General features: G+C 64.3%; 13 protein-coding genes. 4 read left to right on the top strand and 9 right to left on the bottom strand.

Annotation, left to right across the window (positions count from 1 at the left end; translation table 11 throughout):
- Window positions 1–86: 86 nt before the first annotated feature.
- The 9 genes from QRN46_RS21255 to QRN46_RS21215 all read right to left on the bottom strand — a co-directional run bounded on the left by QRN46_RS21255 (window position 87) and on the right by QRN46_RS21215 (window position 8662).
- Entirely contained in the window at window positions 87–1466 is a 1380-nt protein-coding gene (locus QRN46_RS21255; protein WP_201817285.1) for a PepSY-associated TM helix domain-containing protein, read from the bottom strand.
- A gap of 79 nt (window positions 1467–1545) precedes the next feature.
- Window positions 1546–3666, bottom strand: coding sequence for a TonB-dependent copper receptor (locus QRN46_RS21250; RefSeq protein WP_285357056.1), 2121 nt, complete (start codon window positions 3664–3666; stop codon window positions 1546–1548).
- An 84-nt stretch (window positions 3667–3750) separates the two neighbouring features.
- Window positions 3751–4197, bottom strand: coding sequence for a DUF2946 domain-containing protein (locus QRN46_RS21245; protein WP_201817294.1), 447 nt, complete (start codon window positions 4195–4197; stop codon window positions 3751–3753).
- Between the two features lie 21 nt (window positions 4198–4218).
- Window positions 4219–4698, bottom strand: a complete 480-nt coding sequence (locus QRN46_RS21240) for a copper chaperone PCu(A)C (protein WP_103386781.1) — start codon at window positions 4696–4698, stop codon at window positions 4219–4221.
- A gap of 48 nt (window positions 4699–4746) precedes the next feature.
- A complete protein-coding gene (locus QRN46_RS21235; RefSeq protein ID WP_007951042.1) occupies window positions 4747–5148 on the bottom strand; it encodes a DUF2946 domain-containing protein in 402 nt (133 codons plus the stop codon).
- Between the two features lie 47 nt (window positions 5149–5195).
- Window positions 5196–5507: a hypothetical protein gene (locus QRN46_RS21230; RefSeq protein WP_039772019.1), complete on the bottom strand. Its 312-nt coding sequence runs from the start codon at window positions 5505–5507 to the stop codon at window positions 5196–5198.
- A gap of 128 nt (window positions 5508–5635) precedes the next feature.
- Window positions 5636–6364, bottom strand: a complete 729-nt coding sequence (locus tag QRN46_RS21225; protein WP_011332249.1) for a cobalt-precorrin-6A reductase — start codon at window positions 6362–6364, stop codon at window positions 5636–5638.
- Window positions 6361–7458, bottom strand: a complete 1098-nt coding sequence (locus tag QRN46_RS21220; RefSeq protein ID WP_011332250.1) for a cobalt-precorrin-5B (C(1))-methyltransferase — start codon at window positions 7456–7458, stop codon at window positions 6361–6363. Before QRN46_RS21220 ends, QRN46_RS21225 begins: the two co-directional genes overlap by 4 nt.
- Window positions 7451–8662: a bifunctional cobalt-precorrin-7 (C(5))-methyltransferase/cobalt-precorrin-6B (C(15))-methyltransferase gene (locus QRN46_RS21215; RefSeq protein ID WP_011332251.1), complete on the bottom strand. Its 1212-nt coding sequence runs from the start codon at window positions 8660–8662 to the stop codon at window positions 7451–7453. The genes QRN46_RS21220 and QRN46_RS21215 overlap by 8 nt, the downstream gene beginning before the upstream one ends.
- A 144-nt stretch (window positions 8663–8806) precedes the next feature.
- On the opposite strand from QRN46_RS21215, the gene cobG reads away from it, so the two are divergent.
- Genes cobG through cobJ form a run of 4 tightly spaced genes read left to right on the top strand, consistent with a single transcriptional unit; the run spans window position 8807 to window position 13158 of the window.
- A complete protein-coding gene (cobG, locus tag QRN46_RS21210) occupies window positions 8807–10105 on the top strand; it encodes a precorrin-3B synthase (RefSeq protein WP_011332252.1) in 1299 nt (432 codons plus the stop codon).
- Window positions 10098–10724: a precorrin-8X methylmutase gene (locus QRN46_RS21205; RefSeq protein WP_011332253.1), complete on the top strand. Its 627-nt coding sequence runs from the start codon at window positions 10098–10100 to the stop codon at window positions 10722–10724. Before cobG ends, QRN46_RS21205 begins: the two co-directional genes overlap by 8 nt.
- Window positions 10721–11455 carry a precorrin-2 C(20)-methyltransferase gene (locus QRN46_RS21200; RefSeq protein ID WP_011332254.1) on the top strand — a complete coding sequence of 245 codons (735 nt, stop codon included), beginning with the start codon at window positions 10721–10723 and terminating at the stop codon, window positions 11453–11455. Before QRN46_RS21205 ends, QRN46_RS21200 begins: the two co-directional genes overlap by 4 nt.
- Window positions 11455–13158, top strand: coding sequence for a precorrin-3B C(17)-methyltransferase (gene cobJ / locus QRN46_RS21195; RefSeq protein ID WP_201817297.1), 1704 nt, complete (start codon window positions 11455–11457; stop codon window positions 13156–13158). Before QRN46_RS21200 ends, cobJ begins: the two co-directional genes overlap by 1 nt.
- The last annotated feature ends 75 nt before the right edge of the window (window positions 13159–13233 follow it).

Raw genomic sequence — 13233 nt, 5'->3', positions numbered from 1 at the left:
TTTGCGTTATACAGTAACACTAAAAATTGCCGGAGATTAAGCCCCGGCAGTTTAAAGATCTGTCTGGATCGCGCATCTCGCGAGATTCACGATGAAGTTGAGGCAGATTCAGTTTGCCGGGCCAGACGCGACAACAGCAGCCGATCCAGCAACCACACCACCACCAGCGAAGCCCCCACCAGCGGAAACACCACCGCCAGAACCAGCATGATCGCCACCCCGGTTTTCCACTTCGGCAGATCGTGGCGCAGCGGCGGCACGCCGAACTTGCCCTGTGGTCGACGCTTCCACCAGATCACCACGCCGCTGACGGCGCTGAGCAAAATCATCAGGCAGATCAGCAGCACGATGATCTGGTTGAAAGTGCCGAACATCTTGCCTTCGTGGAGCATCACGCCGATCTCGGTGGCCCGGGCAACCGCGCCGTACTGCTCGAAGCGCACATCGGCGAGAACCTTGCCGGTGTACTGATCGATGTGCAGGGTCGCGTCGTTGCGTGGGTCGTCGGCGAACACGGCGATGGTGAACACGCCGGCGGCGGTGGTCGGCATTGTGATGCTGTAGCCCGGCTCGACCTTGCGCTCAACGGCGATGTTTTGCACGTCCTGCAGGCGGATGGTCGGTGCAGCGGGGCCGTGTTGCATACCGCCGTGGGCCATGTGTTCGGCGTGGTCGCCGGACATCGGCATCGGGGTGTTTTCCATCGCCCACGGCACGGTCTGGCGCGCGGCGTTATTGAGGCTGCCGGCCTCGACATCGGAAGTCGGCACGTTGTCCCACATCGCCGCCGGGAACACGTTCCACACCTGCGCGTACTGCTTGCCCCAGAAACCGGTCCAGGTCATGCCGCTGAGCAGCATCACCAGCAGCAACGCGGCGCCCCAGAATCCGGTAACGGCATGCAGGTCACGCCACAGCACGCGGCCGCGACTGCTCAGGCGTGGCCACAGAATCCCCGCTGCCTGACCTCGCGGCCACCACAGGAAAACCCCGGACACCACCAGCACCACGCCCCAGCCGGCGGCCATTTCGATCAGTCGGTCACCGACGGTGCCGATCATCAACTCGCCGTGAATCGCCCGGGCGATGGCTTGCAGGTTCTGCCTGGCATCCTGCTCGCCAAGGATGTCGCCGTGGTACGGATCGACGAACACGTTCAGCTCATGGCCGGCATTGGCCACGACAAACTGCGCGCTGCGCTCGGCATTCACCGGCGGCAGGTACTGGGTGACCTGGCCCTGTGGATAAGCGCTTTTGACCTTTTGCAGCAAGTCATCGGCCGGCACCGTGTGATGCCCGGCGGGGACGTTCAGCAGGCTGCTGTACATCAGCGAATCGAGCTGCGGCTTGAACAGGTAAATGATGCCGGTCAGGGCCAGCATCACCATGAATGGGGCGACGAACAATCCGGCATAAAAATGCCAACGCCAGGCCAGGTTGTAGAAATTCGGTTTGGGCTGTTTCATCACGTGTGCTCCGCTTGGCTTGGATCTTCTCGTTGTCTGTTGCCGCCCGCTCCCTGAAGGGAGCGAGCGCCCTTCAGGGTTAGAAACTCATGTCCACCTTGGTCCAGAGCGTGCGCCCCGGTTCATTGATCGCTTGCGGGTCGTTGGCCGGGTAGCCGAACCCGGCGTTGCCCGCCAGGTTCAGGTGTTCGGCGTAAGCCTTGCCGAACAGGTTGTCGACGCCGGTACTGACCTTCCAGTGTTTGTTGATCCGGTAGGCGCCGTTGAGCGAGAACACGCCGAAGCCCGAACTCTTGTCGTAATCCTTGCCGACCACGTTGCCCTTGTTCTGGTCGATACGGTTTTGCGCGGCAACCACCCTCCACAGTGCGCCGGCGCTCCAGTTGTCTTCGCTGTAGGTCAGGCCGAAGCGGGCATCCAGCGGCGGCATCTGCGGCAGTGCCTTTCCGTCGCTGCTGTTTTTGCCCCAGGCGTAGGCCAAGGTCGCATCGGCTTTCCAGTTGTCGGTGAGTTTGTAGGCGGCACCGAGTTCACCGCCCATGATCCGCGCGTCGATGTTCTCGGCGCGGGAAGTGCTCATGCCCATCATCGTCGGGGTGTAATCGAACAGGATGTAGTCGCGCACCACGCCGATGTAGCCCGAGGCCCAGGCTTCGAGATTGGCGTCCTTGTAGTTCACGCCGAAGTCCAGCTGAGTGGTCTTCTCCGGTTTGATCGAATCGAACGCATTGACCGAACCCGCCGGGCCGGACTTGGGCGAAAACAGCTCCCAGTAATCCGGAAAACGTTGCGCGTGGCCGAGGCCGGCGTAGAGCGTGGTCGGGCTGTCGGCGAGGTCATGCTCGTAACGGATGAAGCCGCTCGGCAGGGTGTCGGCACGGGTATCGCCGGCAGTCGGATTCGGCCGGGACATCATTCCCGAGCCGGTGCTCTGCCGATAATCCTTGGCCAAGGCGCGGTCGACCCGGGCGCCGGTGATCAGCCGGTCGCGGTCGGCGGCGTACCAGGTCATTTCGCTGAACACACCGTAGTTATGGAAGTCGGCGTCCTTGGTGTACGGCTGATCCTTGTAGGTATCGATGCCCATGCCGCTGCGCTGCCGGTGTTCGTTGGTCTGCGCATCGAGGCCGGTGATCAGCTGGATATCGGCCCAGCGCCAGGTGGCCTTGATCCGGGCGCCGAGGGTGCGGCGGTCGACGTTGGACGCCATGGGACCTGCCATCATCCCGGTGCCGGACGGCGTGCGCAGGGTGTAGTTATCCATCACGTGGTCGGCGTAGTTGTAGTAGACCTGCGCTTCGAGCTTCTCCAGCACATCGGTGATGTTGGATTTCTCGACGCGCAGGCCGAGGCTTTCGCGCAGGAATTGCGAGCCGTCCATGCCGCGTCCGGCGTAGCGCGCTTCGCCGTCGCCCTTGCCGGCAGTGAGTTCGATCAGGGTGTCGGCATCCGGGGTCCAGCCCAGCGCCACGTCGCCGTTCCACTTGTCATAGCGCGAGGCAACGATGTCGTTGTTGCCGTCGCGGTAGTCGTCGGAATGCGCGGTGTTGCCGATCACCCGCACATAGCCCAGCGAGCCGCCGGCCGCCGCATCAACGACCTTGTCGAAGCGCCCGTGGGAGCCGGCCAGCACGCTGGCGTTCACCCGGGTGCCGAGTTCGCCGAAGCTTTCTGGCTCGCGGTCGAACAGGATCGTGCCGGCCGACGCGCCCGGTCCGTAGAGCACGGTTTGCGGGCCTTTGATCACGGTGAGTTTGTCGTAGGTTTCGGGCGAGATGTACGAGGTCGGCGCGTCCATCCGGCCGGGGCAGGCGCCGAGCATCATGCTGCCGTTGGTGAGGATGTTCAGGCGCGAACCGAACATCCCGCGCAGCACCGGATCACCGTTGGTGCCGCCGTTGCGCACCAGGGCGAAGCCTGGAATGGTCTTCAGGTAGTCGCCGCCGTCGCTGGCGGGCACCGGTTGGCGCGGGTCTTTCGGGTTGGTGACGATGGTCAGCGGCGAGCTCGGAGCGATGGCGGTAATCACCGTCGGGCTCAGTTCGTCAGCATGGCCGGCGTGTTCGTCGGCGTGGACCAGCGGGGACAGCAGGACGCCGCAAAGGACGGCGGTAGCGTGTCTGAAGCGAACGCGGGATTCGTTCAGGGCAAAGGACGCCGGGGCAGAACCCGGGCGTGGGACAGCAGAAAACCTGGACATGACAATTTCCATCGAACAGTCGTAAACGACACGGCCGGCAGCCTGAGGCTGTCTTCTCAACCGTGTGCAATCAGAGGTGGGTGTTTACGCTGCGATGGGCGGGGCGCGGGTGCGGGCGCCGGGGAAGAAAGTCTGCCGGGCATGGCCCAGGCGCGGGGAGGGTGGGGTGAAGGTGTTGACCAGTGGAATGCTGAAAGTGGCGAAGCTGCCACCGCCGGTCAGCGCCGGGCAGTTGAACAGCAGGCTGCAATAGCCGCACTTTTCCCACAGCACGTGGTGTGCGGATTGCGGCGGACAGTGTTCCGCGGAGGGCTGTGCACCGTGCCCGGAATGATCCATGCCCGGCATGTCCATCGACATGTCCATGCTCATCGGCATGGAGGTCGAGGCGTGCTGATCCATCGGCATCGACTGGGAAATCAGCGGGCCGATGAAGATCATCAACATGGCGAACAGGGCGATCCAGCTGCCGCGGGTCAGGTGTTCAGTCTGACGGCGTTGCAGGGAGGGCCTGGCGCTCAGGGGGCGCATGGGCGGGGTCTGCCGGAACGGTTACTGGGCGTGCGCGTGGGCTTGCGTGGCTTCCGGCGGCTTCTTCTGCACGGCGACTTCGACGGTCACGTCACCGGCCTTTTCAAAGTGCATCGTCAGGGGAAAGCGCTTGCCGTCGGTCAGCAGACTGCGGTCGGTCGGATTCATCAGCATCACGTGATAGGCCATCGGCGCGAAGGTCACGTTTCCACCGGCCGGGATGGCCACGTTCGACACCTGTTGCATCTTCATCAGATCACCCTGCATCACGTGCTCGTGCAGTTCGGCCGTCGGGGCGATCGGCGAATCGACGCTGAGCAGGCGGTCAGCCGTCTTGCCGGCGTTGTGAATGATGAAATACGCGGCAACCGTCGGCGCATTCGGCGGCAGTTCCTGCGACCACGGGTGGGCGATTTCCAGCTCGCCGGCCTTGTATTCGTGGGCATGGGCGAAGCACGCAGGCAGCAACAGCGCAGCGATGACGATGAGTTTGTTCAACATGGCAGTTCTCCAGAACGATTTGAAACGCAGGTCAAATGCGGGAACAAATCAAACCAGAGGAGAGGCGCGGGGATTGAGGCTCGGCCATTGCTGGCGCGGTGTCGGGGTTTGCAGCAAGGCGGGCGCCACGCTGCGGTTGCTTTCGTATCGGGCGAAATACAGCTGCGGCGAATGCCCCGGCAACGCCACCACCGGCGCCGATCCGGAACAGCACCAGCAATGCTGCATGGTCGAATGATGGTCACCACTCTGCGGCGCTTTCTGATCGAGGCTGCCGATGTCGATCGCCACCATCTTCGTCCCGCTGCCGGTGCAGAAACTGCTCCACAGCAACTGCTCGGCCGGCGTCTGCGCCGCCTGCGCCATCGCTCCCGTCAACGGCATGGCGAGCATGTTGAACAGCACTGCGAAGCAGGCGATCCAGGCAAATGCGAGCCGGTGTCGGTTCATGGGACAGATCCGTAGGGTGGGCGATCAGGCGCGGCTATTTAGCCTGATCAGGGCCGATAAGTAAAAAAGCGTCGTGCGGTTTGGTGTCGCAGCGCTACATGCAATTGTGCGAGTAGCATGCTTGCCAGTTCCGTCTCGCCGTTATGAAAGAGTGTAGCGGCTTCGATTCGCAATGCCTGTGCGAAATCCGGATCAGATTGAATTCTCAATCGGATGGTCTGCTTATAGTCTCGGAGCGCCACGCGGTTGAATCGTCCATCGCCTGAGTCCAGTTCCGAACATGCCTTGACGTAGTGCACCAGTTCAGCAGGCGTGTGGAGAAAGTCCTTGATGTCGAAGCGGGTGAATTTTCCGGTCATTGGAACGTGCTCACAAATTCGATGAAACGCTAAACGTAAGCCTGGGCCGCTCGTGCAGATAGTCAGCGATTCTTTAAGTTCTTGTGGGCAGTGTCCTAGCACTCAGTAGGACTTGAGCTTTTTGTTTTTCACGGTCGGACTCCGGCCGCGAGGGCAGCGATGGCGTCAGCAACCGTCCAAAACTCCCGATCAACCCTCGCCAACTCCGGCCGCTTCAACACCATCACCGGCACCCCAAGCTCTCGCGCCACTTCCAGCTTGGGCTCGGTTGCGGTGCTGCCGCTGTTCTTGCTGATCAGCACGTCGATCTGCCGGCGTTCGAACAGCGCTCGCTCGTCCTCCAGCAGAAACGGTCCACGGGCGCCGATGACTTCGCAGCGTTCGTTGCCGGGGTAGACGTCGAGGGCGCGCAGGGTCCAGAACTGGTGCGCGGGGATTTCATCGAGGTGTTGCAGCGGTTCGCGGCCGAGGGTGAACAGGGGGCGGCGGAAGGGTTCGAGGGCGGTGATCAGTTCGGCCCAGTCGGCGACTTCGCGCCAGTCATCGCCCGGTTGCGGTTGCCAGGCCGGGCGGCGCAGGGCCCAGCAGGGGATGCCGGTGAGTTGCGCGGCGGTGGCGGCGTTCTGGCTGATCTGTGCGGCGTAGGGATGGGTCGCGTCGAGTAAAAGCGTGATGCCTTTAGCGCGAATGAACTGCGCCAGACCTTCGGCGCCACCGTAGCCGCCGACGCGCACCTGACAGGTCAGATCGGTCGGCACCCGGCCGACGCCGGCCAGGCTGTAAATGTGTTCCGGCCCCAACGTGCGCGCGATGGCCAGCGCTTCAGTCACACCGCCCAGCAACAAGATTCGCTTCATACAAAGGCTCCCGCATGGCCGACGATGCCGCCCTGACGATCTATCGCAAACACTTCGACCTGGACCTGCGCCGGTACCACGCTGCGTGCGAACTCCAGAGCATGGCGACAGACCTCATCACCGAGGGCAACGCCAGCCGCACTGGCGATCGCCAACGCCTGCTGACTGGTGTTCGCCCCACGAATGGCTTGTTGCAAGGTGTCGTCGGCGCCAATCGCCGCCGCCCATTCGGCCAGTTGCGGCAGGTCGATGCTCGAATGACGCGAATGCAGGTCCATGTGCCCGGCCGCCAGTTTGCTGATTTTGCCGAAGCCGCCGCACAGGCTGAGTTTATCCACAGGTACTTTGCGCAGGTGCTTGAGCACCGCGCCGACGAAGTCGCCCATTTCGATCAGGGCAATTTCCGGCAGGTTGTAGACCCGGCGCATGGTGTCTTCGCTGGCGTTGCCGGTGCAGGCGGCGATGTGCAGGAAGCCGTTGGTTTTCGCCACGTCGATGCCTTGGTGGATCGAAGCGATGTACGCCGCGCAGGAAAACGGCCGGACGATGCCGCTGGTACCGAGGATCGACAGCCCGCCGAGGATGCCCAGGCGTGGGTTCATGGTCTTCAGCGCCAGGGCTTCGCCGCCCTCGACGTTGACCGTCACCTCGAAGCCGCCGCGATAGCCGGTTTCTTCGGCGAGCAGCGTCAGGTGATCGCTGATCATCTTGCGCGGCACCGGGTTGATCGCCGGTTCGCCGACGGGCAGCACCAAACCCGGACGGGTCACGGTGCCGACGCCTTTGCCGGCGATGAAGCGGATTCCCGGCTCGGCCATCAGCTGCACGCGGGAATAGAGCAATGCGCCGTGAGTCACGTCCGGGTCGTCACCGGCATCCTTGATGGTTCCAGCCTCGGCGCCGTCCTTGGTCAGCCGACAGAACTCCAGGCGCATCTGCACCTGCTTGCCCTTGGGCAAGACGATCTGCACGGCGTCCGCCACCACTCCACCGAGCAACAGGCGCGCGGCGGCGAGGCTGGTGGCCGTGGCGCAGCTGCCGGTAGTCAGGCCGCTGCGCAGGGGCGCGGGTTGTTCGGCGGTTTCGTCACGCATCGAGGGGTTTGACCAGATCGAGCAGGGTGATCGGCAACGCCTGGCGCCAGGTGTCGAATTCGCCCAGCGGCTGTGCCTGGGCGATGTGGATGCGGGTCAGTTCGCCGCCGTGGCGTTCGCGCCAGCTCATCAAGGTCATTTCGCTTTGCAGGGTCACAGCGTTGGCGACCAGTCGGCCACCGGGTTTGAGTTGTGCCCAGCAGGTTTCCAGCACGCCTTCGCGGGTCACGCCGCCGCCGATGAAAATCGCGTCCGGTCGCTCCAGCCCGGCGAGAGCTTGCGGGGCGCTGCCACGAATCAGTTGCAGGCCGGGCACACCCAGCGCATCGCGGTTGTGTTCGATCAGCTGCTGGCGACCATCGTCAGCCTCGATGGCCAGTGCGCGACAGCTCGGGTGCGCGCGCATCCACTCGATGCCGATCGAGCCGCTGCCCGCGCCGACGTCCCAGAGCAATTCGCCCGGTGTCGGGGCGAGGCGGGCGAGGGTGATCGCGCGCACGTCGCGCTTGGTCAGTTGGCCGTCGTGCCGGAAGGCCGAGTCCGGCAGGCCGGCGAGGCGCGACAGGCGCGGTGTCTGCGGATCGGCGAGGCACTCGAGGGCGATCACGTTGAGGTCGGCAATGAGCGGATCGTTCCAGTCGTTGGCGCTGCCGTCGATCCGGCGTTCGGCGCTGCCGCCCAGATGTTCCAGCACGCTCAGGCGACTGGCGCCGAATCCGCGTTCACGCAGCAACGTGGCAACCGCCGCCGGGCTCTGGCCGTCATTGCTCAGCAGCAACAGGCGCACGCCGCCAAACAGTTGTGCATTGAGAGCCGCCAGCGGGCGAGCCACCAGCGACAGCACGCTGACGTCCTGCAACGGCCAGCCCAGTCGGGCCGCCGCCAGCGAGCAGGACGACGGGGCCGGCAGGACCAGCATCTCGGCCTCCGGAACCTGACGCGCCAGACTCGCGCCAACGCCGTAGAACATCGGATCACCACTGGCCAGCACACACACGGCTTCACCGCGACGCTCGAGCACCGGGGCCAGGGAAAACGGGCTCGGCCACAACTGGCGCTCGCCACGGATGCACACCGGCAACAGATCCAGCTGACGCTGACCGCCGATGATCCGCGAAGCGTCCATCAAGGCGCGCCGGGCATTCTTGCCCAGGCCTTTGAAGCCGTCTTCACCGATTCCTACTACTGTCAGCCAGGGTGACATCTGTAGCCCCTCAAAAAAGTGTCCGCAAACGCGCCGTTCCGACGGGCAGACTTTTCATGCCGTCGGACAAAGCAGGCATAATACCGCGCCTTCGCCCGCGAAGCGCCTTTCCCACAGAGCTGTCAGCCCTTGAACGAACGTCCGATGTCCAACGCCATACGCCCCTCGGCCTGTCCGGGGTTGCTGCGTATCGTCCAGGCGCTGGATGGTGGCATCTGCCGGATCAAGCTCGATGGAGGTTCGATCACGGCCGATCAGGCCGATGCGGTGGCCAATGCCGCCGAGCGGTTTGCCGGCGGGGCGATCGAGGCGACAAACCGGGGCAATCTGCAGATTCGCGGGATCGGCGACCAGTCCGCCGCGCTGATCGACAGCCTGCTGGCCGCCGGTCTCGGGCCGCGAACCGCCGCCGGCGACGACGTGCGCAACCTGATGCTCAGCCCCGCCGCCGGCATTGACCGACAGATGCGCTTCGATACCCGTCCATTGGCCGGGCAGATCCTCGAGACCCTGCAAAGCCATCCGCGCTTCCACGAGCTGAGCGCCAAGTTCGCCGTGCAACTGGATGGCGGTGAAGCGCTGGCGATGCTCAAACATCCCCATGATCTGTGGTTGTCGGCATTCGAAAGCGGTGAAAACACGCTGTTGGCGTTTGGCCTGGCGGGTTGCCCGACGGAGCGACCGTTGGCCGCCGTGGCGCTTGTGGACGGACATGCGCTGGTGGTCGCGGTGCTGGAGTTGTTCCTTGATCTCGCCCGACCGGAGCAGACGCGGATGCGCCATCTGCTGGATGAATGCCCGGCGCCGCTGTTCCTGGAAAAACTCGGTCAGCGGATCAGCCTGAAAGCCGCTGGTGATTGGCAGCGGGCAGCCGGACCGGAAGGGTTGCACCTCGGCATTCACCCTCAGCCATCGGCCGGTCAGGTCTATGTCGGTGCCGCACCGCCGCTCGGCCGCCTCGGTCCGGACATGCTGCGTGGCGCTGCGCAACTGGCCATAACCTTCGGCGACGGCAGCCTGCGCTTCACCCCTTGGCAGAGTCTGTTGCTGCCCAATGTGCGGGAAACCGATGCGGTTCAAGTGCTCGACGAATTGGGCAAGCTGAACCTGCTGACCCATGTCGAAGAGCCTTTAACGCACCTGATCGCCTGCACCGGCGCCAACGGCTGCGGCAAAGGCCTGGCCGACACCAAACACGATGCCCGCCTGCTGGCTACGCTGTTGCCACATGCCGTGGATGTGCACCTGTCCGGCTGCCCGCGTTCCTGCGCCGCCGCACATCGGGCTGCGGTGACTCTGCTGGCGGTCGGCCCCGGTCACTACGATCTCTATTTTCGCGATGCAGCGCTGCCGGGTTTCGGCGCGCTGCACGCTCACAACCTTACTATCGAAGCGGCCGCGACCTTGCTCGCCGCCCGCTCACGGAGCCCCCTTGATGCTTGATTACATCCGCGACGGTCAGGAGATCTATCGCAACTCCTTCGCGATCATTCGCAGCGAGGCCAACCTGGCTCGTATCCCGGCCGACCTGGAAAAACTCGCGGTGCGGGTGATTCACGCCTGCGGCATGGTCGAGGCCATCGACGGGCTGCAGTTCTCCGAAGGCGCCGGCAAGGCCGGGCGCGATGCGCTGGCCGCTGGCGCGCCGATCCTCTGTGATGCGCGGATGGTTTCCGAAGGTGTGACCCGCGCGCGCCTGCCGGCCAACAACCAAGTGATCTGCACCTTGCGCGACGACAGTGTGCCGGAACTGGCGCGCGAGCTGGGCAACACTCGCTCGGCAGCTGCGCTGGAACTGTGGCGTCCGCATCTGGAAGGCAGCGTGGTGGTGATCGGCAACGCGCCGACGGCGCTGTTCTATCTGCTGGAAATGCTCGACGCCGGCGCCCCGAAACCGGCGCTGATCCTCGGCTTCCCGGTGGGCTTTGTCGGCGCTGCCGAATCCAAGGCCGAGCTGGCCGCCAACAGCCGTGGCGTGCCGTTCGTGATCATGCAGGGCCGCCTCGGCGGCAGCGCCATGGCCGCCGCTGCGGTCAATGCCCTCGCCACGGAGATCGAATGATGCAGGCTCAAGGACGTTTGATTGGCCTGGGCGTCGGCCCCGGTGATCCGGAACTGATTACCGTCAAGGCCCTGCGCCTGCTGCGCGAATCGCCGGTGGTGGCGTACTTTGTGGCCAAGGGCAAGAAGGGTAACGCGTTCGGCATCATCGAAGCGCACCTGCAGGACGCGCAGAATCTGCTGCCGCTGGTGTACCCGGTGACCACCGAAGTACTGCCGGCACCGCTGTCCTACGAACAGGTGATCAGCGACTTCTACGATGACGCCGCCGAGGAAGTGGCCGCGCATCTGGATGCCGGTCGCGATGTGGCCGTGATCTGCGAAGGTGATCCGTTCTTCTACGGCTCCTACATGTACCTGCATGACCGCCTCGCCGGCCGCTATGAAGCCGAAGTGGTGCCGGGCGTCTGCTCGATGCTCGGCGGCGCGTCGGTGCTCGGCGCGCCGCTGGTGTATCGCAATCAGAGCCTGTCGGTGCTGTCCGGCGTGCTGCCTCACGAAGAACTCAAGCGCCGTCTGGCCGATGCCGATGCGGCGGTGATCATGAAACTGGGGCGCAATTTCCCGAAAGTGCGCGACGTGTTGGCAGAGCTGGGTCTGGCCGAACGTGCGCTGTACGTCGAGCGCGCGACCATGGCCAACCAGAAGATCGTGTCGCTGGATGAGGTCGAGCCGATGTCATCGCCGTACTTCTCGCTGATCATTGTTCCCGGCGAACGGTGGCAAGGCTGATGACCCATTCCACACCGGCCATCGTCATTCTCGGCCAGGGCGCGCTGGCCACGGCCCGTCGCCTTCAGCAGGTCTATCCGGCTGCAAAGATTCACGGCCTCAATGGACGCGTCGAAGGCGCCGACCTGACTTACAGCGACTTCGGCGCGACCCTGCGCGAGTTGTATCAACAGGACACGCCGATCATTGCCCTGTGCGCGGCCGGCATTGTCATTCGCACCCTGGCGCCGCTGTTGCTGGAGAAAGGTGTCGAGCCACCGGTGCTCGCCGTGGCTGAAGACGGCAGCGCCGTGGTGCCGCTGCTCGGCGGCTTGGGCGGGGTGAATGTCATGGCCCGCGAGATCGCAGCTGCGCTTGAAGTGGCAGCGGCGATCACCACCAGCGGTGAGTTGCGTTTCGGCACCTGCCTGCTCAACCCGCCCGGCGGTTATGCCCTTGGCGATCTGGAGCAGGGCAAGCGTTTTGTCTCCGATCTGCTCGCCGGCCACAGCGTGCGCATCGACGGCGCTGCGCCGTGGCTTGAGCAGGCGCAACTGCCGGAAGATCCACAGGCACAGCGCTCGATTCATGTGGGTAGCGCCGCTCGCGCGGCGAATACCAGTGAGTTACTGATTTATCCGCGCAGCGTGGCGGTGGCGGTGGGTTCGTCAGTGACTGACGTGCCGGGCACCCTTCGCGATGCATTGCAGCAGGCCGGTGTGGCGATTCAATCGCTGGCCTGTCTGGTGGCGGCCGATGCTCAGATGGCCAGTCCGGCATTGCGTGAAGCAGCGCTTGAACTGGCAGTGCCGCTGCGCTTTGTCGTGCCGGCGAATGACATCGGTGAGTTGGTTCGCGATGCAGTCCCCGGCGCTCGAATCATCACAACATCCCGAGACATTGCCATCGCCGTGGCCGAACAGCCGCTGGATGTTTCGCAGATCGGTCGTCCGCGCGGCCGTCTGGCCGTCATCGGCCTCGGCCCGGGCGCGGCAGAGCTGATGGTGCCTGCGGTGAAAGCCGAACTGGCTCGCGCCACCGACGTTCTCGGTTACGAAACCTACGTGCGCATGGCCGGCCCCTTCCGCGACGATCAGGTGCAGCATTGCACCGACAATCGCGAAGAAATGCAGCGTGCCCGTCACGCCTTCAGACTGGCCGCTCAGGGACGTTCGGTGATTGTGGTTTCGTCGGGCGATCCGGGCGTGTTCGCCATGGCGGCAGCGGTGCTCGAAGCGTTGCACGAGTCGACGGACCCGGCGTGGCACAGCGTCGATCTGGAAATCCTGCCGGGTGTTTCGGCGTCGCTCGCCACCGCCGCTCAGGCCGGTGCACCGCTGGGCCATGACTTCTGCGTGATGTCGCTGTCGGACAACCTCAAGCCGTGGTCGATCATCGAAAAGCGTCTGGATCTGGCCGCCGAGGCGGATCTGGCGCTGGCCTTCTACAACCCGATCTCTCGTTCGCGACCGTGGCAGTTGGGCCGAGCCCTGGAAATCGTTGCGCAACACCGTACATCGCAGACACCGGTGGTGCTCGGGCGTGACATCGGCCGGCCGGGGCAGACGTTGCGGGTGACGACGCTCGGCGCGTTGACCCCGGATCAAGTGGACATGCGCACTATGGTGTTGATCGGTTCGTCCACCACCTGCACGTTCCCCCGCGCCGAAGGCGGGAAGTGGGTCTACACGCCACGTTGGTACGGTAGCAAGCCAGCGGGCTGAGCCTCTCGCTCCGACGTATCAGGAAGCTGGAGCAGTACTAAATAAAACAGGGCGCGAACAGGAGTTCGCGACCCT

The organism is Pseudomonas sp. lyk4-R2A-10, from assembly GCF_030209075.1.
Classification (GTDB): Bacteria; Pseudomonadota; Gammaproteobacteria; order Pseudomonadales; family Pseudomonadaceae; genus Aquipseudomonas; species Aquipseudomonas glycinae.
This window is presented reverse-complemented; position numbering and strand designations above follow the sequence as displayed.